23 protein-coding genes and 4 pseudogenes are annotated in these 25,552 nt (G+C 40.4%); 12 read left to right on the top strand and 15 right to left on the bottom strand.

Going from position 1 to position 25,552, the window contains the following annotated elements:
• Nucleotides 1–265: 265 nt before the first annotated feature.
• From PN838_RS08510 to PN838_RS08500, 3 genes are all read left to right on the top strand, one after another.
• Nucleotides 266–955, top strand: coding sequence for a glycoside hydrolase (locus tag PN838_RS08510; RefSeq protein ID WP_272180381.1), 690 nt, complete (start codon nt 266–268; stop codon nt 953–955).
• A complete protein-coding gene (locus tag PN838_RS08505) occupies nt 946–2,091 on the top strand; it encodes a dockerin type I domain-containing protein (protein WP_272180380.1) in 1,146 nt (381 codons plus the stop codon). Before PN838_RS08510 ends, PN838_RS08505 begins: the two co-directional genes overlap by 10 nt.
• A 69-nt stretch (nt 2,092–2,160) precedes the next feature.
• Nucleotides 2,161–2,751, top strand: a complete 591-nt coding sequence (locus PN838_RS08500; RefSeq protein WP_272180379.1) for a hypothetical protein — start codon at nt 2,161–2,163, stop codon at nt 2,749–2,751.
• A 385-nt stretch (nt 2,752–3,136) separates the two neighbouring features.
• On the opposite strand, the gene PN838_RS08495 is transcribed toward PN838_RS08500, so the two are convergent.
• From PN838_RS08495 to PN838_RS27935, 15 genes and pseudogenes are all read right to left on the bottom strand, one after another.
• Entirely contained in the window at nt 3,137–3,367 is a 231-nt protein-coding gene (locus tag PN838_RS08495) for an immunoglobulin domain-containing protein (protein ID WP_272180378.1), read from the bottom strand.
• Complete coding sequence (locus PN838_RS08490) at nt 3,346–3,996, bottom strand: hypothetical protein (RefSeq protein WP_272180377.1); 651 nt, start codon at nt 3,994–3,996, stop codon at nt 3,346–3,348. The genes PN838_RS08495 and PN838_RS08490 overlap by 22 nt, the downstream gene beginning before the upstream one ends.
• A complete protein-coding gene (locus PN838_RS08485; RefSeq protein WP_272180376.1) occupies nt 3,987–5,171 on the bottom strand; it encodes a glycoside hydrolase in 1,185 nt (394 codons plus the stop codon). Before PN838_RS08485 ends, PN838_RS08490 begins: the two co-directional genes overlap by 10 nt.
• 35 nt (nt 5,172–5,206) lie before the next feature.
• A complete protein-coding gene (locus tag PN838_RS08480; protein ID WP_272180375.1) occupies nt 5,207–5,719 on the bottom strand; it encodes a hypothetical protein in 513 nt (170 codons plus the stop codon).
• 337 nt (nt 5,720–6,056) lie between these two features.
• Nucleotides 6,057–6,554, bottom strand: coding sequence for a hypothetical protein (locus PN838_RS08475; RefSeq protein ID WP_272180374.1), 498 nt, complete (start codon nt 6,552–6,554; stop codon nt 6,057–6,059).
• Nucleotides 6,535–7,179: a hypothetical protein gene (locus tag PN838_RS08470; protein WP_272180373.1), complete on the bottom strand. Its 645-nt coding sequence runs from the start codon at nt 7,177–7,179 to the stop codon at nt 6,535–6,537. The genes PN838_RS08475 and PN838_RS08470 overlap by 20 nt, the downstream gene beginning before the upstream one ends.
• Nucleotides 7,167–7,355 carry a hypothetical protein gene (locus PN838_RS08465; protein ID WP_272180372.1) on the bottom strand — a complete coding sequence of 63 codons (189 nt, stop codon included), beginning with the start codon at nt 7,353–7,355 and terminating at the stop codon, nt 7,167–7,169. Before PN838_RS08465 ends, PN838_RS08470 begins: the two co-directional genes overlap by 13 nt.
• A 218-nt stretch (nt 7,356–7,573) precedes the next feature.
• A pseudogene (locus PN838_RS08460) lies at nt 7,574–8,092 on the bottom strand (TonB-dependent receptor); the annotation flags it as partial.
• 226 nt (nt 8,093–8,318) lie between these two features.
• Nucleotides 8,319–9,089, bottom strand: a complete 771-nt coding sequence (locus PN838_RS08455) for a TonB-dependent receptor domain-containing protein (RefSeq protein WP_272180371.1) — start codon at nt 9,087–9,089, stop codon at nt 8,319–8,321.
• 43 nt (nt 9,090–9,132) lie between these two features.
• Nucleotides 9,133–10,245, bottom strand: coding sequence for a TonB-dependent receptor (locus PN838_RS08450; protein WP_272180370.1), 1,113 nt, complete (start codon nt 10,243–10,245; stop codon nt 9,133–9,135).
• Between the two features lie 228 nt (nt 10,246–10,473).
• A pseudogene (locus PN838_RS26260) lies at nt 10,474–10,554 on the bottom strand (hypothetical protein); the annotation flags it as partial.
• A gap of 11 nt (nt 10,555–10,565) precedes the next feature.
• The gene (locus tag PN838_RS08445) at nt 10,566–10,934 is read right to left on the bottom strand and encodes a TonB-dependent receptor plug domain-containing protein (protein ID WP_272180369.1); all 369 of its coding nucleotides are present in this window, start codon (nt 10,932–10,934) and stop codon (nt 10,566–10,568) included.
• A gap of 394 nt (nt 10,935–11,328) precedes the next feature.
• Nucleotides 11,329–12,549, bottom strand: a complete 1,221-nt coding sequence (locus tag PN838_RS08440) for a hypothetical protein (RefSeq protein ID WP_272180368.1) — start codon at nt 12,547–12,549, stop codon at nt 11,329–11,331.
• A gap of 23 nt (nt 12,550–12,572) precedes the next feature.
• Nucleotides 12,573–13,427 carry an immunoglobulin-like domain-containing protein gene (locus PN838_RS08435; RefSeq protein ID WP_272180367.1) on the bottom strand — a complete coding sequence of 285 codons (855 nt, stop codon included), beginning with the start codon at nt 13,425–13,427 and terminating at the stop codon, nt 12,573–12,575.
• A gap of 1,413 nt (nt 13,428–14,840) precedes the next feature.
• Entirely contained in the window at nt 14,841–15,671 is an 831-nt protein-coding gene (locus PN838_RS27935) for an alpha-L-arabinofuranosidase family protein (protein ID WP_502592183.1), read from the bottom strand.
• Nucleotides 15,672–15,883: 212 nt separating this feature from the next.
• Between PN838_RS27935 and PN838_RS08425 the strand changes: the two are divergent.
• From PN838_RS08425 to PN838_RS08385, 9 genes and pseudogenes are all read left to right on the top strand, one after another.
• Nucleotides 15,884–17,772 (top strand): annotated as a pseudogene (locus PN838_RS08425) (glycoside hydrolase family 2 TIM barrel-domain containing protein); the annotation flags it as partial.
• Entirely contained in the window at nt 17,761–18,867 is a 1,107-nt protein-coding gene (locus PN838_RS08420) for a beta-galactosidase small subunit family protein (protein ID WP_334313492.1), read from the top strand. The pseudogene PN838_RS08425 and the gene PN838_RS08420, both read left to right, overlap by 12 nt.
• Entirely contained in the window at nt 18,864–19,046 is a 183-nt protein-coding gene (locus PN838_RS08415) for a beta-galactosidase small subunit-related protein (RefSeq protein ID WP_272180365.1), read from the top strand. The genes PN838_RS08420 and PN838_RS08415 overlap by 4 nt, the downstream gene beginning before the upstream one ends.
• A gap of 95 nt (nt 19,047–19,141) precedes the next feature.
• A pseudogene (locus PN838_RS27135) lies at nt 19,142–20,274 on the top strand (alpha-L-fucosidase).
• Nucleotides 20,275–20,667: 393 nt separating this feature from the next.
• The gene (locus PN838_RS08405) at nt 20,668–21,258 is read left to right on the top strand and encodes an RNA polymerase sigma factor (protein ID WP_252736690.1); all 591 of its coding nucleotides are present in this window, start codon (nt 20,668–20,670) and stop codon (nt 21,256–21,258) included.
• Nucleotides 21,258–22,358 carry a FecR family protein gene (locus tag PN838_RS08400; protein ID WP_215964403.1) on the top strand — a complete coding sequence of 367 codons (1,101 nt, stop codon included), beginning with the start codon at nt 21,258–21,260 and terminating at the stop codon, nt 22,356–22,358. The genes PN838_RS08405 and PN838_RS08400 overlap by 1 nt, the downstream gene beginning before the upstream one ends.
• 116 nt (nt 22,359–22,474) lie before the next feature.
• Complete coding sequence (locus PN838_RS08395; protein ID WP_272180364.1) at nt 22,475–23,209, top strand: STN domain-containing protein; 735 nt, start codon at nt 22,475–22,477, stop codon at nt 23,207–23,209.
• Nucleotides 23,149–25,296: an outer membrane beta-barrel protein gene (locus PN838_RS08390; protein WP_272180363.1), complete on the top strand. Its 2,148-nt coding sequence runs from the start codon at nt 23,149–23,151 to the stop codon at nt 25,294–25,296. Before PN838_RS08395 ends, PN838_RS08390 begins: the two co-directional genes overlap by 61 nt.
• Nucleotides 25,272–25,493 (top strand): hypothetical protein, encoded by a 222-nt coding sequence (locus tag PN838_RS08385; RefSeq protein ID WP_272180362.1) that lies wholly within the window; start codon nt 25,272–25,274, stop codon nt 25,491–25,493. The genes PN838_RS08390 and PN838_RS08385 overlap by 25 nt, the downstream gene beginning before the upstream one ends.
• The last annotated feature ends 59 nt before the right edge of the window (nt 25,494–25,552 follow it).

Raw genomic sequence — 25,552 nt, 5'->3', positions numbered from 1 at the left:
AAAACTGTCATTCCAGAACATATAAATATCAAGCAACACCTGATCCAGTTCAGTGATTGGTATAAGTGCTTTCTTTTACTATTAATTTTCTTAAATATTAGTTCCTTCAATTTGATTAATTTTTGAGGGTTTGGCGCGACAGACTTGTTTACTTTATATCTAACCGTGGATAAACGACCACTCGAAATTATTGGTAGAGCGACTCAATTAAAATAGTTTTGATAACAAAACTTTCAGTGGCAACTTCAAAAGCGAATTTATAATTATGAATATCAAGCAAGGCGTTTTAAAAAAGGGACTTTCTAACATTGCCGTTATCTTAATTGGCGCGCTAAGTTTTTATAGTCTGCATGCGCAATCAGCTATTGAATTGCATGCGGGTGAATTAAAGCAAAAAATTGATATTGTCGGTGGAGACATGGAACGCTCGGCAAATTTCTTGTTACAAGCTAGCAACCCAGACGAAATCATCGATTGGTATTTTTCAGACATGGTGATGCCTTATATGAGGGTGGTGTTTGATAAAAAACAAGAATTGATTGAAGGCGCTCCCAATTTTGGTTTTTACAGCAAACAAATTGAAGTGATGCAAAAAATTAAAGCGGTGAATCCAGACGTAAAATTTTGGGCGACATTAAAAACCGACTATGACGGTTACGGCAAAAATAACAATATGCCGGACTGGATTTATACTGGGAATGGTTATAACGGTGGGAGCTATAATTCAACACTTTTTAAAGCCGACAAATATGCGGGCTTTCTCGCCGACTACTTAAAACTTATGCATGAAAGTGGCGTTAAAATTGACATTATATCGGTATCTAAAGAATGGATGCAGGTAATGCCGGCACGGAATGAATACAACACGATTAATCAGTTGAAACAGCTGTTAGCAACGGAAGCCTACAAAGGTGTACCGGTTCCTGAATTTAATGGCCCTGCGGCGTGGGGGTAAAACAAGCCAAAAATTTTGTGGTGGATGTCAGCAATAATGGCTATCAGGCAAATTACTCTGGCTTTTCGGCACACACTTATGACAAGCCGACAGAAGCGAATTGGTTAGACTTAATTACTGCGGCGTCTGCGATTAATAAACCGGTATATAATGAAGAATCCAATGCCGCTGGTGGCGGGCCTTTGTGGGGCGAAGAACCTACGATAGGTGGAGTCATCAATATCTATACGGGTAAAACAGAATCATATCGGGCTGGATTACGGGGCGAGTTGTTCTTTGAAATCTGGTCAAGAGGGATCACCAAAGAAACGCGCGCAGTTTATTTTACCAAAGGACAAAAGGGCAATCGCCTCCGTGGTTATTGGTTAATAAAAGCGTTTATTGATGGTGTGTATAACAAACATTATATCGCTCACACAACACCGCAAGAATTGTCTGACATTAAAGTGATGGCGTTTTCTGACGATGAATATATCACCGCTTATGTGATTAATGCGTCAACAACAAATGCGTTTACCAACTTGCCAATTACGCTTAATGATAAAGTTATTACCAGTAATACAATAGTCGCTCAAACCTGGAGCGAGGACACTCCTAAAATGGGTGTTGTTAGTGGTATAACAAAAACCTCAAGTAATTCTTTTTCAGTAAATGTCGCTCCTTCGAGTTTAGTCATCTATAAGTTCAGAATTGGTGGTAATGCGACAATTAATCTGTCGTTAAATCAAAACGAAATCACGGCAACAGAGCAGTCGTTTAACTTAGATGTCACGGCCAATCAACCGTGGGTCATTACTCAACTCCCTAACTGGCTAACAGTAGATCAACAAAGTGGCGATGCATCAACAACCATTACATTTAACGCGATTGAAAATATGTCGAATGTTGAACGTGCCGCCACTATTTATGTCAACGACGTGCCTTTGCTTGTGGTTCAATCCGGCGGGTATGGCCAAGGTGAGGGGGATGTGAATCTAGACGGTGTTGTTAATGCTGCAGATCTTGAATCTTTTAGAGCGGTTTATGGCCTGAGTAATACCGACAAAAACTACCTGCTAAGCGCTGATCTCGATGTTGATGGCAAGATCACAAAGCGGGATTACAGCCAACTCTACGCAATTTTCTTACAACAATAATTAAAAAGTTGTCGCTAGGTGAGAATACATAATGGCGGCGCTTTTAAAATTAATAAAAAGGTTGTCTTCATGACACATACAACACTCGTAGGGAGCCGTCTAAAGCAGGCTTGTTGTCGCTTTATCATAATCTGCATGAGCTTAATACCTGCTGCCCAAGCTAGCGTAACATTGGATGTATTATCGGATGATATACAGGTCGGAGATTACTTTTTAGTAAATGTTATTTTAGAAAATACTGAACATAAATCCATTTCTTCATTTGCATTTGATTATAACGACGCTGCATTGCAGCAACTTGAATTTACTGGGGATGAGTTGACCGAACCGAGATTTTCTCGTATTGAAGAATACGCTACGGTAGATAACTTAGTTATCAGCCCTGAGCGAGTTAATGAGCAAAATACCCTGCTGGCGACACTGAAATTTTATGCCCATAGCACAGGAAAGGTTACATTATCTTTGCTTGGTAACGACGGTGAGTTGTCTGGTGTATTTTTTACTGATCTTACTTATGAATCAATTGACGCCAATGTCAGCTTAGTTGTGAATGACAAAGTTGAATCTTTACCTGATACCGATAACAGCTCCGGCGGATCATTAACTGGCTTGCTGATATTGTGCCTATTTGGTGTACGTATAGTGCGTGCGCGTTATTGACAAAACTAGGCACTGTAACTTAGAAGCAGTGTCTTGCCCCTAGCCTTGATCTCATATTTGTTAACGTCTATTCATTTTAATCAAAGGCGATATCTCGCCAGCATCAAAAGTATGTCCTAAAACTGTCGTCAAGCTAGGTTTACCATTGGCTCTTAAACGACTTGAAAGTTTCCACGGTTTTACTGAATTGGCATAAGGTCCGTTTTTATAAACGTTGTTATAAACGTTGTTATAAAGGTTGTTATAAAGGTTTTTTTGCAGGTTCTGCGTTGACTAATTTACGTCGAACATTAATTGTTCAGGAAGTGTGTTTGTAAATCATTGCTAAATTAGACAGTGGGGAGGCGGCAACACGAACACATTGGTTAATGTTGCCTTTGACCCGTTATTGGGATATTTCTATTACAAATTCGGCTGTGCTAAGGCAACCGTTTGCGGGCGTATAGGTCGCCGTATAAGTCCCTGCTTGGTCTAACTGTAGATTTGATATTTGGATCTGGCGTTCTGAGCTACTAAACCCTTTTGGTCCAGACCAAGACCAAGTGCCACTGTGGGGTTGTGGCCCTAAATCAATCGTATCGCCTACTTTGACCGTTACCGAGGTGACTTTTGCCAAGTCCCTTCGTTTACCCTTATATAAGGCGTTACAGTCGATGGCGTGCATTCTCCTTCAACAAGCTTTGTTTCAAAAACTGCGCTGCTACTGCATCCTAATGGCGTAGTTAACGTCGCCGTGTATTGTCCTTGCTGTGCTTCACTTGCATCAGCGAATGACAATTGACGAACTTCTATGGCTTTAAAGTCATTAGGACCAGTCCACTGCCAACGACCCACATCTGGTGACGTTGGGCCAATTTGAAAGGTATCACCGTTTCTATATTCAAGTTCATAGGTCGATTGCCACTTTCCTGCAATGAACATTTTAGGTTCAATTGTTGGCGTGTCACTACAGGCTATATTCACATCAAACTCTAGTTTGGCACGGCACCCAGCGTCGCTCGTGAAGTGAGCGGTATATTGCCCAGCGTGTTTTAATTTCGCCGTTGCAATTGCTAAGTAATCCTGTGTTGCATCAATGTAACCCGGTCCTGTCCAATGCCAGTCCCCCGATGTTTGAGAAAGTGGAGTTATATTGAGTTTATCCCCTGTATTTAAATAGATACTTGTTTGGCTGTCGACCCGGTTTTCTTGGTTTATTTGATACTCAAAACTGAGTTCAGGATCGACTTTACAATCTACAGCCAATTCAGTAGTGATTGCGCTAGTATTGCCATCGCTGTCACTAAAAGTTGCCTGATAATAACCCGCCATCTCAGGCGTAATATTAGACAGTTGAATATGAGCTTGATCGGCGCTGAAATTATTTGGACCATTCCAATGCCATGTGCCCGTTGCAGTCGATTTGGGTTCAAACTCAACGGAATCCCCGCTTCAATAACAGCGACCGCTTGGTTATTCATCTCAGTAAATTCACCGTCGTCAGTTTTGACAAACTGAGTAAGAGGGTATTGCGGCTTAATGATAAATAGGTTGAGGCTATTCATGTCGATATCTGCCGTAAATTTACCGTCTTGTTGTAGCTCGATTGTCGATGCTAGGCCTTCAATCGCTGTGGATTCTTGCCAAACCCTGTGTTGAACCGTCATACCTGTTTTCAAATTGAGTTGGTCAATAACAAATTCAACTTCGTCTTGAGCGTCGTTTTGGTTGTTGATAACCCATAGGGCCAAACTATCACCTTTTATAAACGCCATCGTGCTTAATGAATCAAGGTTGGTGGTTGACGCAGAAACATACTTACTGTCGACAGCATTGTTTGCAAAATGTTTCATCAGGTAATAAGAGCGCATTCTTCGGCCGTCGGTGCCTTTGTTAAAAAAGATCGGTTTTGCAAAATATTTGTTCGTTTGGATCTCATTATAACCACGAGGCCATAATTCAAAAATGGCTTCGCCTTGCAGGCCCGCGCTATACATCTCGGTTTTTGCCGCATAGGTGCCTAGTGCATAGTTAAAATCAGATTCATATATTGTCTGTCCACCACCGCCATGACCTGATTCTTCGTTATAGGCAAATTTTCCAGCGTCGTTGGCGGCTTGTATAAAATCACCCCAACTTTTTGTTTCCCCTGACCAGTAATTATGTGAACTGTACCCTGCAACATATTGGTTAATGCCCTTTGCTTGGTAGTTACCAATGAGTTTAATGCCATTGCTTAACGACCATGTACCAGCATCGATTATGAGTGGCATGTCAATATCTCTAGCGGTTAAGGCATCCTGCAACGTCTCTATCGCCACTTTTGCACGATCAACGGTAATCACCCCTACATATTCTTTTGATGTTGCTATATAGCTTACTGGCACGCCAGATTGCGACATATATTCAACATAATCTGCGAGAAAAAGGCCATACTTCACAGCGTCAAATGAACGGCTTCCAGTATTTTCTGAATCTAGGTAGGCATAATCGTAAATCCAAGTTGGTAGATTATTCCGATTCCCCTGACTATAGCCGTGGTAATCTGACTCCAGTGTGGCAAAAACTTTATATTGGGGTTTTCCAATTTTATCAATTGCATTGCTTTGACGGCATTATCGTAAATGGAAAAATCTTTAACGCCCTCAGTCATTTCTTGGTGTTTATCGTAAGCGACACGCCACGTATCAAATTTTATGTCTTTTGCGACCCAACGAATAACTTCTTGTTGATTGGCGACTTGTCCGAAGTTTCTATGACTGCGCTCCATGTCACCTCCCATCATAGAAATGGTTTGATTGATATTGGTGACATCCACCAAAATCCTTTTGGTTTCACTTGTGCCGCCATTCTCTGATCCGCCACCGGTATTAGACCCTCCGGTCTCGGTATTGTTTTGTTCATTTTGTTTTGTTGATGAATCTTCTCCGCCGCAGGATATTAAAAATAATATCAAAAGCATCCCTGTTAGTTTTTGTAATAGGTTCATGTAGTAGCCTTTTTGTTTTTGTTTTTGTTTTTGTTTTTTATTCAGTGCAGGCGATATGAAGTGCACTTGTTTTGAGTTCGATTTTGGACAATTAGTAAACAAACTTGCGACGTCGAAACCATAAAAAAATGGCAAATATATGCTAAATATCGTGATTAAAATGAGTTTAAAATTAAGGCATTTAGGATTGCTGGGCGCTCATTAGACTCCGCGCTAGATTAACGCGAAGCAAGCGGTGAAACTTAGGTGATATTGGAAATGGCATAAACTCGGAATAAAAGACTAAGTGGTCCTATATTCCGAGTTGTATGTCTAATCGTTAAAGAAATTTATGTGGTTAAAGTTCATTAACGAGCGTTTGTAAGTACTGTTTAAATGGTGCTTCATGAGCCGAAATATCACCAAAAGCGTCTTCAAACGTGGCTCTTAATGAAGGGCCAGACGACTTCGAGTTTTTCGACGAAATTTCAGTAAAATACGCGGAGAGTTGGTTAGGATAATATTGGTATAAATAACGGATTAAAAACGGATAATAGGTTTCCATTTGAGATTTTTCCAACCAAGGTAAACTTGAGCCCGTATACGACACGATTTTGTGAACATTTGGCGCATCTTCTCGGCTCAAAATAGTTCCGATTTTTTTCACCTGTTGTCGATTATAGTTATTGGTATGTGGACCATATTCTTGATTTCCCTTGCCAAACTGGAAACTGCTATATAAGCCTCGATAAGCCCATGTAGGTTTACCTTTTACACGTTTCTCTAACCCAGTAATAAAGCCTGCTAATCGGGTTGCGTTGCGCGCTATCGCTGTACTATGGAAAGGCTTTACCATTTTTATTGATAACCATAATGGCGATTTTGTTTCTCGCCCACTTAGATTTTTGCATAAACAGTCGCTGTTGCTCTGGTGATTCAAAATAAACCGCCGTCATTTTTTCCTCTAGTTTTGCTGGAGCCATATCAATTGCAATGCTAAAACCAAGCAAAGATTCATAGCTGTTTTCCAGTATTTTGGAGGCGTTTTTAGCGAATTTTTTAGATTTACCAACAGCAACAAGTGTCCAGTGTGGCGATTCTACAACTTTTATTTCAGAGCCATAACTTTGGCTCATTTTCTCTCGTACTTTCTCTGCCAGTGGCGCTGATGGTAAACCATTTGATAAAAGTTGTGGTACAAATTGCGAACTATTGTGGCGCAGATATAGCTTTTCGTAGCGAATTTTGTATTCCGCAGCTTTTTCCTTAGCTAATGCCAAACCGGCGATGTCGGATAATGGCAAGACGAGCTCTTTTGAATGTTTACCAAATTTCTTTTCTTTAAGTTGAATTAAGTCGATATAGACCTTTTCTGCGTCTTTATCTTTGCTAAGTTGTTTGAGGACAAAAGCGTAGTTTTCAGCAGCAGCAATGCGGCTAGGACTTTGCTCGTTGTACAGTTCCTTGCTTAGTTCATACACTTTTTGCCGTGCGGTAAGCTAGCTTGAAGATCGCCAGCTTTGGCAAAATTAGAAAAGTTAGTAAAAGCTTGTTGGAAATCTTGTTTAACATCGGCAGCAGAATAACCGCTGAAACCTAACAAAAGGCTGATGGTCAGTGCTTTATAAAGTGGTGATTTTGTTTTTGAAATAGTCATTTCTAACTCTTTATTAAGAATGAGCTAGCTTGTTAATATTTAACTTAACAGCGGTTAAGTTTTTGTAACTTGTTGGTACCTTTCGTCATTTTATTAAGGAACCTAAGAAGAGGTTATTTGATCATAGATCCTTAGTGAAAGGTGTATAGCGTATTAACAAACACAGTCTCGATTAAACAAAAAAGGCAAGCATTAAATGCTTGCCTTATTATTATTGCTTACTGGAAGCGGTAACTCATACCAAGTGTAAATATACGGTCACTGTAGCTCGAACGGTCCGTAAGTTGCGGATCGATGCGGTAGCTGTGCGAAACAGTCTTAAGTATATTGTTGATATTAAATTGAACCTTAAGATTTTTTGTAATCTTATAAGATGACGAGAAGTCAGCACGGACAACGTCGTCGAAGTACTTAGGCCAATTTAATTCACCGGCATTGTAATATTCGCTACGATAGTTACCCGCTAAACGCATATTTAATGGGCCTTTGTCGTAAAATATTGATATGTTTCCTGAGTGCTCCGACATGTTTGAAATCGGTAGCAGAACCGTATGGTCTAATAACTCAAATCCATTTGGAAGTGGGCCATCGTCACCTAGTGCAGCTAGCTGGTCAAAAATATCACGTTGACCGACAAAGTCAGTTGGAATTTCTTGGCCAACAAGGTTGACTGGAATGCCCTGCATGGTCGATAAATCAAGCTCTTCTTCAGTTGCAGAGTCGATAAATGTCGGCGCTGGACGAGTTCCTTCAGTATATGTGTAGTTTAAAGAGAAGCCTAAACCACTCCACGCACCTGTAGTAAAAGTCTAACCACTGAGTATAACCTAACTCGATACCTTTACGTGTTGTACCTTCACCATTAAACGCACTGCGTATACGCCATAATTCAAAACCAGGTTGTGTTGATAAGTCTTCACCTAACAAGTAGCCGCCATTACCATCTTGGCCAATAACTTCACTTCATAGTGTTGCAGGAACCGCTAAAATACCACGTTTTGTAACTAAGTCAGCTTGTACGTTGCGATAGAAGAACGCTAAGCTCGCCATGTTGCCTTTGCCCCAATAACGCTCAAAGCTTAAATCTACATTATCAGACGTTTGTGCTGTTAGTTCGATATTACCAATGTTAGTGCTACCAGAACGGATACCTGGACAACTGTCAACGGTACCGTTGTAGTTGTTTTGTATTGCATATTGCTGCGCAATTTGAAGCTCTTGTTCAGCTTGAGTTAGATTCGGGTTTGGAACACCATAGTTATAAACACCAAACGGGTCTTGTGGGTCAAAAACCGCACAACCTTGGAAGTTGTTTAACTGTGCTACTGGTAATAGTTTTCCTAATGCAGGTCTAACCATCGTTCTCGCGGCGGCTAAGCGCACTAAACCATAATCTTCATGTGCGAAGGCGATATTCATGCTAGGTAGATAGTTGTCGTAGGTATTTTCCAACTCTACTTTTGCTGGATTACCTTCGGCATCAAGGGCATTGTAAGTTTCAGAACTTACCTTTGTTCTTACTGCACGTACACCGATATTACCGCGGAATGTGACTGAGCTAGATACATCACCGTTGAAATTACCCATTACGTATAACGCAGTGGTGTCTTCTGTCATCGTATAGTTTTCACCTGGGCTTTCTTCGTAACCTTTGTCGTTAAAGCCAGAAATTTCATTCCATAAACTACGATTATCACGATACATGTCTAGGTCAAAAACGGTCCAAGTTGGCACATTACCGGCTTCACTATAAAAACCGTCATGTGTTCCGTTAATGCTAAGGATAACGTTCTGCTAATTCAACCGCAGAGATTGGCTCTTCACACGCATCATGAATTGTTTCATCATAACTGTTCGCATGTGGTCCATCTGCGTTGTAAGCCCAACGTGGGTTACAAACGAAGCGGAAACGACTTGCGTTTTCCATTACGTCACGGGCAAAACGGCCACCAAATTCAATTGACTCAAGTACGCCATAGTCAACAAAATAGTCAAAATCGATTTTTGCAGCAGATGTGGTAGGTTCACGTATCCAGCCATCATCACGGTAGTTAGTAACACGCCATGAGCGTAAGTCATTCGGATCCATACCATTTGCTAATGAAATACCAACCGTTCTAGGGTCCGTTAAATCAACACTCAAGTCAGTACCAGTTTGACGAATAGCGGTTGCCATGTCGGTACCTATTAAGCTTGGGTCATCAACGCGTAAACGGTGATCATTTTGAGTGGTAGGGTTACCATAATAACCATTGTAACCAACGGCGATGTAATGACGTTCGTGATCTGACTTCGAGTGTGCAACTTCAGCTTGGATACCTAACGTATCAAAATCCCATTTACCTTTTAAAGCAATTGTAGTTTGAGTCGTGCTGTTGTGGTTCGCTTGGGCTGTACTTCGGTTTAAATTACCAATTGAGCTGTCAAATGCGGTTACTGGATAAACGGTGTCGATAACTCGGCCCATATTATCTGTACGGGTTACTTCGGTGCCGGTTTGAACATTGCTGAATGCATATAAGGTGCCGTCTTCGCCAAGTTCTTCCGCTGGTAATATCCAGTTTGTTTGAGAAGTAATTTGGAATACGTCTGATGTACCGTGGCTCAATGTATCGTTGTGAACGATATCTAATGTATAAGATGAGCTATCGTTTGGTGCCCATTGAAACGTCGCTGCAATCGCATTTTTTCTATTTTGATTATTACGGTCAATCAGTACATAGCTATTAGGGCGGTATACTGTCGCGTCATCCTCACCACATAGACCTTGTTGGTTGGTTGTTAAACCATTGTTGTCAGTGCTGTACATTGGGCAATTGTTTCCCCAACTGGCAAGCCCAACAACATCACCACCACTGTGGTTGTCATTATGCGTTAAATTAATAAGCATACCAAAGTCACCGAAACTAGTGTCGCGCCAGCTATGTGTTCCGATAATATTTATATTTGGATAAACTTCGTCAACTTCATCACCATATTTGGCTTTAGCATTAACGTTTAAAAAGCTATTTTTAACGCTAAGTGGGCGCTTCGTTTTTAAGTTGATTGTCGCACCTAACGAGCCTTCTGTTAACGCGGCTGTTGGTGATTTGATTACTTCTAATGAGTCAATAAGTTCAGATGGAAAATCAGCAAGGTTAACGTCTCGAGAAGGGTCTGTACCTTCACCACCGGCAACACTTCGGCCGTTAAGTTCGATGCGGTTTTGGCTTACACCACGTACCTGAAAGCACCTGCACTACCATTTTCGCCAAACAGGACCTGAACACCCGTTACACGTTGTAATGATTCAACAACGTTTTCATCGGGGAAGTTACCTACGTCTTCGGCGCTGATAACATCAATTACACTGTTTGCACTTCGTTTTAATTCGCTTGCTCTTAATAAGCTCGATCTAAGTCCTGTGACTTCGATGACCTCAATTTCGTCCTCAAGTTTTTTGGCTTTTTTCGACTTTTTAGCAACTTCAACTTCAGCTTCTGCGTCTTGTTGTTCAGCTGCTTGACCATAGGCTGGATAAATCGCTGCCAGAACCGAAACGGCCACTATCGTTGGTAAAGTTTTCCAAGGCTTTTTCATTGTTGACTCCGTTGTTATTTTGCTCACTAGTATTTTTATTTAATTGGCTAATGTCGCAATTTATTATTTTGGATTAACTGAAAGTGCAACGCAGTAATTTGTAACGTCACTCTTGTCGTTCTATATATAAACAAATCAAAATTAAAAACCCGTAAATAATTCATCAAAAAGCTTTGTTATTTACATAATGCATTAAAGTTGTTTTATATCAGCGTATAACACGGTGTCGATTAACCACTTGAATTATATCGACAGCGGTATAGAACGGTACAGTTTTAATTAGGTATATATACAAAGGCCACCTACACTCGGTGTAAATGGCCTTTCATGTTTGTTGCTTTAATTGTTGGCATTAAGTTTAAGTGTATTCACTTTCATCTTAATCATTAAACCATTAACCGTCTGTGCTAGGCGCTAGTGGAATAGTAAAGCGAATGTAATTGTTGGCGTTAATTGTCGCTTGAATGATGTTTTTATCATCATTAACTGAAATGTTACTAGGTGTTTTATTGTTACCACCTGTACCGAATGTTTGAACAGTAAATACATCATCAGTTGCCGCAATATCAGTCACAGTCGTTGTTTCGCCGTCTTGCAATCGAACAGCTACATGTACAGGCTCTGTACCACCATTTGTGAACATTACATATAAAGTGTCACCTTCTCTGAAGCTCACACCTCTAATGTCTTGACTATAAACTTCCGATTTAACAACGTTACCAAGTGTGCCTAACGCAAAGTGATTCATTGCGTGATATTTTGCGTCTGTATTGCCGCCATTAAACCAGGCGAAGATTGCAGCGTGACGTTCAAATACGATACGTTCTGCACCAGCGTTAATTGCCGCCATTAGGCTACCGATACCAGTTACCAATTTATCATTGGCATTAGAGCCACCATTAATCCATTTAGATGATTCAGTAAACCATAATGGTGCGCTGTCGTTTGTAGCTGCTGCAGACATAGCATCCCACTCAGCTCTTTGCTCTCTAGACGTTAAGGTATCTTCGTCGTCAAAGTTGGCTGCGGCAACATCTAACTCAGCAGCAAGCGCTGTGTATACTTCATCTGCGTCAGTAATATAACCTGATTCAGGTCCAACGCGTTTAAGCGTACCATCATCATCACTCGACATTGCAGTCCATAACGCTTGATAATCCGACGCACTTACGTCGTCCTGACTAAACGGCGCTAAATAGTCAACTTTTGCACCGGCTGTTTCTAAATCGGTTAACAGAGTATCTAAGTAAGTTGCGTAGTCATTTAAGTCCAGGCCATAAATGTTGTCAGGGCAAGTCTCACCACATTTAGCGATTGCAGAATATTTTGCGTCGCCTTCAAGTGACGTATTTATTTCAGACCAAGCGCCTGTTTTTTGAGATACAACTGCCATAATGCTCATGCCTTGTTCTTTGGCATAAACGGCAACTTCTTTGATTTGCTCATAAACAGGGTCAGTTAAAGGAAGCGTTGCGTGTACTGGGATACGTACTAAGTCCATACGCATGTTATTAACCATATGTGTAACTAATTTTACGCCGTGACCAGTTGAATACATTTGACCAACAACGCCGTCAATTGAACTACCAAATTTGACTTGTTGACCTGTCTGCATTGGGAATACGTCAGCTACGATATCTACACCGTCAATAACTGGGATAACGCGAACGATTTTTCCACTTCGTCGGCATCATTGCCTGCCGCATCGGTAACACTATAAGTTAAGGTATAAACACCAACTACATTCGTATCTACTGTACCAGTTGTTACAATTGCGCTTGTAATCGCAGATGCTTCATCAACATTGTCTGTCGCGGTCACACCTGAGTCTGTATATGTCGTACCTTGATGAATTGTAATGTCTGTTTCTTCAACCGCAATTACAGGAGCGATATCGTCTGGAACAGCTTCTTCAACAGTAACCGTTCTAACAACTTCAGCCGCAACATTGCCTGCTGCGTCAGTTACGTTGTAAGTCACTGTGTAAACGCCGATAGTACTTGTATCCACGTTATTTACAACAGTAATTGCTGAGCTTAGGTCGCCGTCAACATTGTCTGTAGCGGTCGCGCCTTCATCTGTATAATTGGTATCCTGACCTATTGTCATGTCAGTACCAGTGATGGTAATAATTGGCAAGACTGTATCTGGAACGGTTACGGTTCTGACTGCAACACCTTCGTTACCGACAGAATCGCTAACGGTATACGTTACGGTGTAAACACCTACAACTGATGTATCAACTGTACTTACAGAGGTGATAGCACTTGTAACGTCGCCGTCAACATTGTCGACTGCAGTTGCGCCCGCGTCTGTATATGTATCAAAAATGGTAACTTCAATTTCGTCACCACCAATAATTGAAATTTCCGGTGCTGAATAATCGATTGCACCTTCTGGTTGAAACACTTTAGTCTCATCATCTGAACCACACCCTGTAAGTGGTATCGTGATAAAACAACTTATTGCGAGAAGTTTGAATTTGTTCATCATACAATATCCTATATTTTATTATTGTTATCGAAGCATGAATAAAAACAAGCTCATCTGATAAAACCGTAAAAATAATCTATAAAAATTGGATATTGATGTATTTTTACTGATAAAAAGTTTGTGTGTGGGCTCAAATTTTAATTGCAGGGAAACAAAAGGCAAAACCAAGGTTTAGTATTTTACGCAAATTTACGCTGTTCGATAATCATTAAAAACTCCAATTAAAAGAAAGTTCTAGCCGTTTTCTACGCATGCCTAATCTATCAAAATACAAAGCTTGAAGACATTTATGTTTAAAAACCACTAGAAACTTTCAATTAAATTTTTTATTAATGCGATTTTGTATTTAACCATTTCACAATAATAGTCGCACCTATGGTGCAACAGGAACCGATAGGCTTGTACCGATGTTTGGCATATCCCTAATATGTGAAAGACTTACCGCATTTGGTGATGCCTTAGTATTGTCGTCAATAATTTTACCTGTATTAGATTGTAAAGCCCAGATTTCTGCGGTTACACCAGCTTTAACATCAACCCCATTTATATTTATTTGTGCCGTCGTTGTTTTTGTCTCAGAGGTATTTGTTAACACTACAGCAAAGTTATTTTTAATTTTGTTGATGCTAGCAGAGGCTAAAAAAGCAGGAAAAGAACGTTGTTCATAGTGATTCGGCTTACCTTTAACCGACACTTCAACAAAATTGTCGAACATATGTTTGGAAAATACTTCGATTGGCAGAGCGTGAGGACGAATAATACCGTCGTCAGTGACCATTGGCGTATCATTATTTAAAAATAAAGAATGTCCCAACATGGCGGCAACGTCATTACTATGGTTATTAATAACCGTATGCATTATTGCGATTTGGTTAATGTGGTTTTTTGTGTCGTATTCGGTTAGCCAAATTTTCTGATCCTCTATAGATAACGCGGGGTTAGGGTACTTTTTATACCAAGACATCATTTCATCAATTTTGTGGCTGATATCAATACCGGATAATAAAGAAGGCATAAACTTTTGATGACCACCTCTTTTTAACATATTTGGGTAGTAGTGTTTGGTTAGCCCATCAAAAGGCAAGTTTGCTTTCGCCATTTGCGCGACAAATGATTCTTTTTCAAAACAAGATAGGATCTGAATTGTTGGGTCGACGTCTTTCATCTTTTGATAGTAATCAATAAAACCGGGTTGTCTGCCAGAAAGGTAATCTAAAACAACGTATTGATCTGCGTCGGGGATACGTCCTTGTTGGCCATTACCAAAGGTGATTTTTCCAGATCTCGGTTCCAATACAAAATGTGTATCGGACGCTGTCGACTGGGTGAAATTATCAACACGTTGCCATTTATATCCATTGATTGTCAGCACAAAAGGCTGGTCTGGGTTAGATAAACTTACAGGGGCAAATTTTACAAAAAGGTTTTGATTAGGTTTGCCATTTGTTTTAATTTTTGGCCCCTTCCAAGTGGATTCTGCAGCGGCCCTTTGTTGCTTAAAGTACTTAGTCCCACCATAAATATAGCGGTTGGCATCACCAAAAGGCAACATGCCATTGGTGCCTGACGCAGTGTCTTTTGCACATTGGCTGCACCGCGTTTAGCGTCCAATTCGTATGGATAAGACCCCCAGTTTAATTCCCAGTTCCCGTAAACTTCGTTGCCTATTTCCCAATATTTTATGCCATAGGGCTTAGGGTGACCATTTTTAGCACGCTCAGCAGCCCAATCTTTGCCACCATTTGGGTTGGCACCAACTTCGGCATTCATGTATTCCACCCAGTCTGCTGCGTCTTGTGGGGTTTCGTATCCCCAGGCGACCATGATCACGCCATGTTTAAATGGGGTTTTTTCTAACATTTGACCAAATTCATCAGAGCCAAATTCATTGGTTCGACTTCCTCGGTTATTGCCACTGACATTATCTATTCGGTCTTTTAAAGGCCCTATGGCTCGTTTCCATTTATATAGATTTGCTTCTGAACCGCCTGGAAAACGATAAGATTGAATACCGAGTTTCTCGATCGCTTCCATTTCAATTGGATCATATTCGCCTTGGGCTGTTAATAATCCTTGGCCCCCTTTAGGGTAAATATTGTTTCCGCCATAATACAAAGGGTTTTGACTACCAATGACTTTAGATAAGTCGACATCAACGATTACCTTGTCGTTAGCCATGCTTAAAGTTGGTAAAATTGTGGCCAATACCGCCACCGAAATAAATTTTTTGCAAGAGTACATCATTAATTACCTCTGACTTATTTGAGGTATTAATAACATGTAATCTCCCTGAATTCCGTAAATAAATTAGACACAGCGTGATCCCACAAACGTCATCAAAACGCGTCTAAATTCAGTGAACTAAATGGATAAACGTAAGTTTTTGTAACTATTTTTGCGGTTTTTCTTAATAGGCTTTGTTTATATGTCACCAAGTTAAAAAAATAAATAAGACTATGAACAACGTAAAATTATCGAAATTGACGACTGGTGTTTTCTTGTTATTTACGGTCAATATCGCCTGCGCTAAAAGCCCTGAGTGGTTGGACCCTGAAGTTTTTCAGGTAAACAAGGAACCTGTACGGTCGAGTTTTTATGCTTATACAGATAAAAACGACATTAATCTAACGACTCCTTATCAGGCTGATAACTATCAGTTGTTAAATGGCCAATGGAAATTTAACTGGGTTAATCTTCGTGATGAGCGTCCAAAAGATTTCTATCAAGTGGACTTTGATGACTCGGGTTGGATTGACTTCCCAGTGCCGGCTAACTGGCAAATGAACTCTGAGAATAAACGATTTGGCATTGCCAATTACTTAAATCATCCGTGTACGGTTCCTAAGGTGACACCACCTGCGACACCTGATGCTTCTACGCCAGTAGGTTCTTATCGTAAAGAATTTACCATTCCTGCTTCGTGGGGCGATCGTCAACAGTATATCCATTTAGCTGGGGTTAACTCTGCTTATTATATCTGGGTTAACGGTAAAAAGTCGGTTACGCTGAAGATACAAAAACGGGTTCTGACTTCGATATTACTCCTTATACAAAAGTCGGTAAAAATACCGTTGCTCTAGAAGTGCACCGTTTTTCTGACGCGACATATTTTGAATGCCAAGACATGTGGCGTGTAAGCGGGATTGAGCGCGACGTGTTCGTATATTCGACACCTAAAACCCATATTAAAGATTATTTTGTTGATTCGACATTAACCGACGACTACAAACACGGTGTCTTTAATTTCAGTGCAAAAATTAAAAATAACGCCACATCTGCAAAATCGGCCTATAAAGTAAAAGTTGAATTGTTAGACGATGATAACGATAGTGTTATTAAGAAAGTACTTGATGTAAACCCAATTGCGGCAAATCAAACTTCAGAAGTAACCTTCTCTAAAGTTGTTAAGAAAGCAAAGCAATGGAGTGCAGAACTTCCAAATCTATATACGCTAAACTTAACGTTACTTGATGACAAAGGAATGGAAATCGAGTTTGTAGAAGCTCGCGTTGGTTTTAGACGCAGTGAATTAAAAAATGGCACTATCTTAGTAAATGGTAAGCCAATTAAATTTAAAGGTGTCAATCGTCACGAACACGATCCGGTTAGTGGTCATGTTATTTCTCGTGAGTCGATGCGTAAAGACATTGAAATGATGAAACGTGCGAACGTTAACGCGATTCGTAATTCTCATTATCCAAGTGACCCATATTTGTATCACCTTGCTGATGAATATGGCATGTATATCTTAGATGAAGCAAACATTGAGTCTCACGGGCTAGGGGCGTCTAACTAAGGCGACTTACAATCCTAAAAACACATCGTAAATAAACCAGAATGGACGGGCGCTTACCTTTATCGTGTTGAAAACATGTATGAACGTAGCAAAAACCACGCGTCTGTAGTGATGTTTTCTACCGGTAATGAAACTGGCGATGGCCGAAACATTGAAGCTGGATACGATTGGTTAAAATCTAAAGGCACAAGACCTGTTATTGTTGAACAAGCGCAACAACGTCGTCATACCGATGCTTATGGCCAAATGTATGCAAGCGTTCCGCGTGTTGAATACTACATTAAAAATACGGTAACAACTGACCAACGCCCTCTGATCCTAATTGAGTATGAACATTTGATGGGGAACTCTGGCGGTAACCTTAAAGAATATTGGGACCTGTTTTATTCTCATGATTCGTTACAAGGTGGATTTATTTGGGATTGGGTTGACCAAACTTGGGCATTAAAAGACGAAAAAGGGCAAGCGTTCTGGGGTTACGGTGGTGACATTGAACCTGAAGGAACTCGCAATGATGCCAGCTTCTCTGCTAACGGCATGGTTTACGCTGATCGCACGCCATACCCTTATTATTTTGAAGTTAAAAAAGTATACCAAAACATCGATATCGATTGGCACGATATGGAAGATGAAGAAATAAAAGTCTTCAATAAAAACTATTTCCGTGATTTGTCGAACCGTACTTTACGCTGGCAGTTATTAGAAAACGGAGTTGTTGTCGCTCAAGACGATGGCTTTGATCTAGACGCTAAACCGTTCAAATCCGAAAAAGTCGACCTTGATTTTGATTATGATCTGAAAAAAGGTGCTGAGTACTTTGTTAATTTAGAAATTGTTAATACGAAACCAGAAGGCATTTTACCAGCTGGAACGTTATTAGCGTCAGAGCAATTAGCATTTGCTAAAACGCCAAAAATTACGCCTAAATTAGACGTCACTAATGACGCTCTTAAAGTAAGTGTGAACGAAAAAGTACTCACCGTAACCGGTGACACGTTTGCTGTATCATTTGATAAAAATAATGGCAGCATCAGTTCACTTATTTACCATGGCAAAGAACAGTTTTTACAAAGCTCCACTCCGGACTTCTGGCGTGCACCTACAGACAACGACTTTGGTGATGGGATGCCGAAAGAAAGTCTTGTATGGCACAAAGCTGCTGAAGGGATCTTCAACAACAGCTTTACTTATAAAATGTCAGGACAAGATGTCATCGTTGAGTTAGAACAATCAATTCCAGCGGTCGAGTCTCGTCAAAAGGTCACTTACACTGTGTCACCTTCAGGTGAAATTCAGGTAAATAACTGGTTTTATGCAGCTGAGCATAAAAAACACCCAGAGATGCCTCGTCTTGGTATGAAGTTCACATTTGATAAATCGATGGACAAAGTTCAGTGGTACGGCCGTGGTCCGATAGAAAACTATTGGGATAGAAAAGAAGCTGCTTACGTTGGTTTGTATGAAGCAACAGTTGATGAACTATTCACACCATATGTTCGTCCGCAGGAAAGTGGTCATAGAACAGACGTGCGTCATGTCGCTTTATTTAATGACAAAGGTGAAGGGGTTGAGTTTGTATCCGACTATACGATGGGCTTTAATGCGTCGCATTATGACATCAGTGAGTTTTGGTATAAAAAATGAAGCCACTACGTCAACATCCAAGTGATTTAGTAAAATCGGATTACGTATTTGTTAATATCGATCACCGTCAACGCGGTGTGGGTGGCACCGATTCGTGGCGCTCTACGCCATTGTTTGACTACCAAATACTGTGGGGCGACTACCAATACTCGTTCAGGATCAGACCGATTACCAAATAATAATCGTTTCTAAAGTGCGCTTAAAGCGCACTTTATTTCTAGATTAATTGATTAAGAATAGTTGTAAAAGCAACAAGAATTGAGGAAACAAACAAATGGATAGACGACAGTTAATTAAATATATGGGCTATGGCGCCGGATCATTATTGGCAGCGCCCTTGTTTTCTTGCTCATCAAATGTAAATCCAACGTCAACTCCGGGTTATTTAAACGGGTTTAGCAACACCTTTAGCAACGATCCTAAGCAAGCGAATTTAGAATGGTTTAAAGCCGCTAAATTTGGCATGTTTATTCATTACGGATTGTATTCTTTATTAGGTCGCGGTGAGTGGGTTCAAATTAAAGAAAAAATTCCAGTACTTGAATACCAAAAATTGAAAGACCGTTTTACCGCTGAGAAATTTGACGCCGATTTCATTACAGACTTGGCGTTGCAGGCGGAAATGAAATATATCAATATCACAACGCGTCATCACGATAGTTTCTGCTTATGGAATACGAAAACGACTGACTTTAACAGCGTTAACTCTCCAGCTAGACGCGACTTAGTTGAAGAACTAGCAACAGCTTGTGATAAAAAGGTCTTGGACTGAGTTTGTATTTTTCCCATGGCCGTGACTGGCGTCACCCTCATGCGGCAAATAATGATAAATGGGGTGGGCATGCTCGTCCACTTTATGACCCGCAGGAGCAATACTATAAATATGGTAAAGAGCATGACCTCAATATTTACATTGAATACATGCACGAACAACTTCGCGAGTTATTAACAAATTACGGCACAATTGCAAACATTTGGTTAGACGGTCACGCGGTTCCAAAAAGCGGTCAAACTGAACTGTTTAGAATGGAAGAAACCTATGACTTAATCCGTAAGTTGCAGCCACAAACGCTGATTTCATACAAAACGGGTTACTTAGGAACAGAAGATTTTTATGCGCCGGAAATTCATTGGTTGCAAAACCGTCCAGAAGTCACAAAACAAATGTTGGAATCTGGCAAGCATATTGAAATTTGTGCCCATATTGCAGGCTGGGGATACACCAAAAAACACGATGGTAAACACTCAGGCGTTAACGCGATTTTAGATAAACTAAAAGTAGCCAAAGAACACAATAATGGTAACTTATTGTTAAACCTTGCACCTCGTCCAAATGGCGAATTTGATAAACAAGATATCGCTTCACTACAACAAGTGGGTGAGTATATTCGTAAACACGGTTTTTAACCTTTCCCAACCTTTTAAAGGCAAAGTTGTAAATACTTTGCTTTTTTTGAAATTTTTTAATCATTTAATATTCTGATTTTAAACAAGAAAAGACTTGGAAATCGCGCAAGAAGACAAAACAAAATGAAAAAACCGTAAAAAAATTAAATTATTTTTACGGTTTTTTATGGTGCGTATGTTATCAATTTAGCAGTGCTAAAAATTGGCAACTAGATAAGCTAGAAATCAGTTTTTTGAATGCGCAACAGGGTAAGTCCGAAAAAATAATAAAATTCAATGATAAAAAGTAGCCTAAATTTACGGCTTTTGATATCGGACTTTGTTTTTAATAGTACCTAACGGGTATCTCCAAACGCTATTTCATTAGGTTTGGAAACTTGGGGAGTGTCTGTTTTGACGAGAAGCAGCAGTAGAGAAAGTGGTTGGACAAAACTAACCAGCGTATTTATCGAGAACAACCTGTTTCTGCGCAATTATCTAAAACGATTTTTGCACAGTGAACAAGATATTGAGGATGTTGTTCAAGAGGTGTATATCAAAGCAGCTAAAGCGGAAAGTGAACGCACAGAAGAGCTGGAACACCCAAAAGCGTTTTTATTTACTATTGCTAAGAACTTAGCGATTAATGAGTTAAACCATAAGTCGCATAAACGGACAAGTTATATACAAGATTGCATGGATCACATTAATGAAGATGAAGCACATAGTGCGGAGGCTGAAAATGTCGCCATGGAGTCATTAGGAATTCATTGTGAAGCAATATCAAATTTACCTGAAAAGGGGCGGTTGGTGTATTTATTAAAAAGGGTGCATGGCTTGAAGCACCAAGAAATCGCTGATCGATTGCAGATTTCACTCAGCAGTGTTGAAAAACATTTGAGTATGGCATTGGTTTATTGCAGTGAGTATATTAGAAAACAGGACGTCGATACTCCGATTAGAGATCGAAAAAGTCCATTAAAGCAAGTTCGAGGAAATGAATAATGGTTAAGAAAATCGTTGAATTTCCTGATCAAAATGTGATTGAGCAGGAAGCCGCCGAATGGTTGGTCGCGTTGGATCGCGATGAAAAACCAAGCGCAAAATTGTTGGCTGACTTAACTGACTGGATGGCGCGTAGTAAAGCACACCGCGGCACGTTAATTAAGCTAAATCAATTTATGTCTGATACGTCGCTAACTGATCTAATGGTTCCATTGGAGCATACGGCGCACCAGACAGCGTCTAGTCCTGTGGTAGAAAAAACTTCTTGGTTTGACAAGTTGTTTGCTTGGCCTGTAATGGGTGGCGCATTGGCGAGTTTTGTTGGGGTCATGATGATAGTATTTATGACAACTCAAACCCCAACTGAGCAGCACCCATATGCGGACACTAATGGCACTTTTATATCTGCTTTAGGTCAACAGCGTAACTTTACCTTGGCCGACGGTTCGGTTATTACGTTAAATTCTAATAGTAAAGTTAATGTCAGCTTTGATGAAAGCACGCGAGATATCCAATTGGTGCGTGGTCAAGCACACTTTGATGTTGCTCATGACAAGCAGATCCCGTTTCGAGTATACGGTGCTCAAGGTCGTGTTGAAGCGGTTGGTACAGCATTTACTGTAAAAGTAAAAGAACAATCGTTAGACGTGTTAGTCACCGAAGGTACAGTCGCAGTTGCTTCAACAGGTAACCCACAATCGTCAGATTTGATTGAAAATATTGAACCTAATTTGGTTGAACTGGGATTATTAACAGCCGGTAAACGAGTTGTAGTAAATACAGTCGCAGAGATTGCTCAGTCATTAAGCGCTGTTAAAGACGCACTTAATGTTGATATTGCCGACATGTCTCGTATGCAAGCATGGCGCGACGGTATGTTAGTCTTTTCTGGTGAAACGCTTGAATATGCCGTCGATGAAATCCGCAACCTAACCGGTTATAAGATTAAGATCGTGGACAGTGAATTAAAATCAATCAAAGTTGCTGGTAGTTTCCAAACTGACGATATTGATTCTATTTTCGCTTCATTGGAGTCTAACTTCCCAATCAGGGTTGCAAAAGTTGGATATCAACAAATAGAGATCATGGCGGCCGACTAATACGCCATTACCGAAGAATGGAAGTCACCCTAATATTTATGTTAGTCGTGACTTCTTTTTTGGCTTTTGGGATATTGTGTGCAACTGCTTTGATCAATGTGTAGTTCAGATTTATTTTGACTTTTTCAATTCAAACCCAAGCTATTTTTCTAGTCTGCGCTGTTCTATACAGCCAAGTTAGCGTTGCTGAAGACGTTCAACCTAAATCATCTATTAATATTCCCGCTTCAAATTTAGTCGATGCCTTAAATAGCTTTGCGAAACAAACGAATCGCGCATTAATTTACCCTTATCATTTAGCAAGCTCACTTTACGTCGACGGCCTCCAGGGCGAATTCAGCGCATCACAAGCATTACAACAATTACTGAAAGACACCCCTCTAAAAGGAACCGTGCGGCCTAGTGGTGTCATCCAGATCACTAAGATTCAACCTGTAGTCGTTGAGGAAAAAGCGCCAGTGGTACTCAAAGGTGAAGTTGAGATTTCACCGGTAGTTGAGGAAATCGAAGTTATCGTCGTTGAAGGTAAAATGTTCGCGATGGACAAGTCGGCCAATTTCAAACGGTTTTCTGATTCTCAAACAGAGCAAATTAGCCAGTCTCAGATTAATCAAATCGCCAAAAACAATGCCGCAGACGTCGTGCGAAATGTGCCCAGCATATCAACCGATAAAATTTACGGTGGTGGAACCCATGTTTCTGTACGGGGTTTGGAGCAGAATTTAATAACGTCCTTTATAATGGCCGTGTTATCGCGACGGAAAATCAAGGACGTGAGTTTAGTTTTGATGTGCTTTCCTCAGATGTTATCGAACGGGTCAATGTATATAAATCTCCGTCAACCGACTTAATAGCCGGAAGTATTGGCGCCACGATTAACTTAGTCAGTCCCATGCCCGGTTCTCACTTAGGAACGTATTCTAAGTCAGCGGTAAAACTAGGTTACAGTGAACTTTCCGGTGAGTACTTTCCTGAAATATCCCAGTTATTTAGTTATAACAATGGTGACTACGGTGCGCTAATCTCCATTCAATACCACGAAAAAGATTATCGGTTAGAGTCGGTCAACACAGACGGTTGGATCCCTGTCGATTTGTCTTACTTAGAAGGGCAGAATGATGACTATTCTCGTGTTTACGTGCCGAGGAATTATGATTTTCGTATAGATGAAGGTAAGGAATCGCGTATTGGAGGAAATGTCGTTTTACAGGCGAGCATTACCGATAAAACCCTTTTGACGGCAGACTTATTGTATTCAAAATATGAAGTCGATTCTCATATAAAGTCTTCAGGTAATTGGACTCATGTAAATCCAATTGGTGTTGAGTCAACGTTAGGCGAGTCGTTTCAAAGTGTTCAAGTAGATAATCACAATACGTTGCTAGGTTATCGATATAGAGAAGATGGGGACTTTGCAACCGACTTTGTTGAGCTCAACCGAAACCGACCAACCTCTACTATCCAAATGGGGTTGAACCTTCAACATTTGTTGTCCGATGCGATAGAGTTAACGTTAGATACATCTTACTCAGCTGCCGAAAATAATAATGGTGGTAAACAGCAATTTATTATCGCCGGCGTGCCATTTGCGAATCCGGTTTATCAATTTATCCCCGGTGCTAATTATGCCGAGCTAAGTTATGACCGTGAATTTGGTATCGAAGATATTCGAAGCCATGGCACTATATTTAATGGTGAAAATGTTAAAGATGAAATTTTTCAGACTCGTTTAGACTTACATTGGTTTCCAGACTTTAAATGGTTTAAACAGTTTGATATGGGAATATACCAATCGGCCAGAACCAAGCAAAGAGATGGCTTTCGTTCTCCAAATGGTTGGGAGTTTGCGGGTTATGTGTTTGACATACCGGACGAAATTTTTAGCCCCTTTGATGCGTCAGATTTCATTGATGGCGGCAACCCCACAGATTGGTATTCATTTGACGCTCAAGAGTACGTTGATTACCTATGGTCGGATGAACATATTCAAACGGAAATCATTGACAAAGATCACCCTTTAGCAGATTCGATTTGGGCACTAAAACAAGCAGGTGGTGTAGAACCAGTGCATTACCCTAGCAAATCTTGGCAGGTGGAAGAGCAGTTATTAGAAGGTTATGTCAGTGTCAAATTCCAAGGCGAATCTGCAATGGGAGACTGGAGCGGTAATCTTGGGGTTCGATTTGCCAATACAAAGGTTTTGTCAGAAGGAAATCAGCAGGCCATTAGAAGCATTGAAACAATTGAAGGGGATCCGACAAACTTAATTATGAGTTTTAGTTCTGCTAGTGACATCAGCGAAACTCATAGCTATTCAGAGTTTTTGCCATCGTTTAATGTAAAACTGGCTCTATCTGAGCAAAATGTCTTGAGTTTAGGGTTGTCCAAAACGATGACAAGACCAACCCTAAGTGACTTATCAATTACACTTGGCAATTATATTTCAAGGGTCGGAGCAAGTATCGCATTTCAAGGTGATGCATACTTAGAGCCTACCTTGTCGAACAACATTGATATCAACTGGAACTATTACTGGGATGCCTATTCGGTATTTGAAATAGCTTACTTTTACAAAGACTTCTCCAATTATTTGTCGAGTAAGGCAGAGTATAGAACCCTACATGATTCGCAGTTTGGAGAATATCTTATTATTTCTCCTACGAATATTGCGGATGAAACCGTCAGCGGTTGGGAGCTCAATGTCGTCAGTAAATTCCATATGTTACCTGGACTATTGCAGGGGCTCGGAGGTCGTTTTAGATATACAGATGTTGCAACCACTGAGCATTTACATGAGCAAAGTAATACGGCGATTCCGGCAATTGAAGGGGCTGCAGACTCTTACGTTGCGGCATTGTTTTACGATTTAGATAATATAAATTTTAATTTAAGCCTATTCCATCGAGACAGTTTTTGCAGTCTCGCATCGGGTTACTAGGCGACGTCGTTATGGTTGCAGCAAGAGATCAATTTGATTTTGGAATGAGTTACAAATATGGCAATATCAATGTGTCATTTGACATCTTAAACCTGACTAACGAGCCAGTACGTTCCTACTCTGTCTATGAAGAGCGCCTGATCAATTATATCAACAGTGGTAGTGATTATTCCCTCTCTATGAGTGTTGAGTTTTAACCCGATCTTTGGCTCGAATTCAATCGCACATGCCGCGGACTGAATAAAGTGCTTAGCAC

Source organism: Psychrosphaera algicola (assembly GCF_028401425.1).
Lineage (GTDB): Bacteria > Pseudomonadota > Gammaproteobacteria > Enterobacterales > Alteromonadaceae > Psychrosphaera > Psychrosphaera algicola.
The sequence above is the reverse complement of the archived record's forward strand: the minus strand, read 5'-3'. Positions and strand labels throughout refer to the sequence as shown.

Excerpts from the sequence above, each read along its gene's own strand:
- PN838_RS08510 (WP_272180381.1), top strand. The coding sequence starts at position 266 with ATGAATATCAAGCAAGGCGTTTTAAAAAAGGGACTTTCTAACATTGCC.
- PN838_RS08500 (WP_272180379.1), top strand. The coding sequence starts at position 2,161 with ATGACACATACAACACTCGTAGGGAGCCGTCTAAAGCAGGCTTGTTGT.
- PN838_RS08480 (WP_272180375.1), bottom strand. The coding sequence starts at position 5,719 with ATGAACCTATTACAAAAACTAACAGGGATGCTTTTGATATTATTTTTA.
- PN838_RS08475 (WP_272180374.1), bottom strand. The coding sequence starts at position 6,554 with ATGGTAAAGCCTTTCCATAGTACAGCGATAGCGCGCAACGCAACCCGA.
- PN838_RS08465 (WP_272180372.1), bottom strand. The coding sequence starts at position 7,355 with ATGACTATTTCAAAAACAAAATCACCACTTTATAAAGCACTGACCATC.
- PN838_RS08450 (WP_272180370.1), bottom strand. The coding sequence starts at position 10,245 with ATGCTTATTAATTTAACGCATAATGACAACCACAGTGGTGGTGATGTT.
- PN838_RS08445 (WP_272180369.1), bottom strand. The coding sequence starts at position 10,934 with ATGAAAAAGCCTTGGAAAACTTTACCAACGATAGTGGCCGTTTCGGTT.
- PN838_RS08440 (WP_272180368.1), bottom strand. The coding sequence starts at position 12,549 with ATGCAGACAGGTCAACAAGTCAAATTTGGTAGTTCAATTGACGGCGTT.
- PN838_RS08435 (WP_272180367.1), bottom strand. The coding sequence starts at position 13,427 with ATGATGAACAAATTCAAACTTCTCGCAATAAGTTGTTTTATCACGATA.
- PN838_RS27935 (WP_502592183.1), bottom strand. The coding sequence starts at position 15,671 with ATGATGTACTCTTGCAAAAAATTTATTTCGGTGGCGGTATTGGCCACA.
- PN838_RS08420 (WP_334313492.1), top strand. The coding sequence starts at position 17,761 with ATGGTTTACGCTGATCGCACGCCATACCCTTATTATTTTGAAGTTAAA.
- PN838_RS08415 (WP_272180365.1), top strand. The coding sequence starts at position 18,864 with ATGAAGCCACTACGTCAACATCCAAGTGATTTAGTAAAATCGGATTAC.
- PN838_RS08400 (WP_215964403.1), top strand. The coding sequence starts at position 21,258 with ATGGTTAAGAAAATCGTTGAATTTCCTGATCAAAATGTGATTGAGCAG.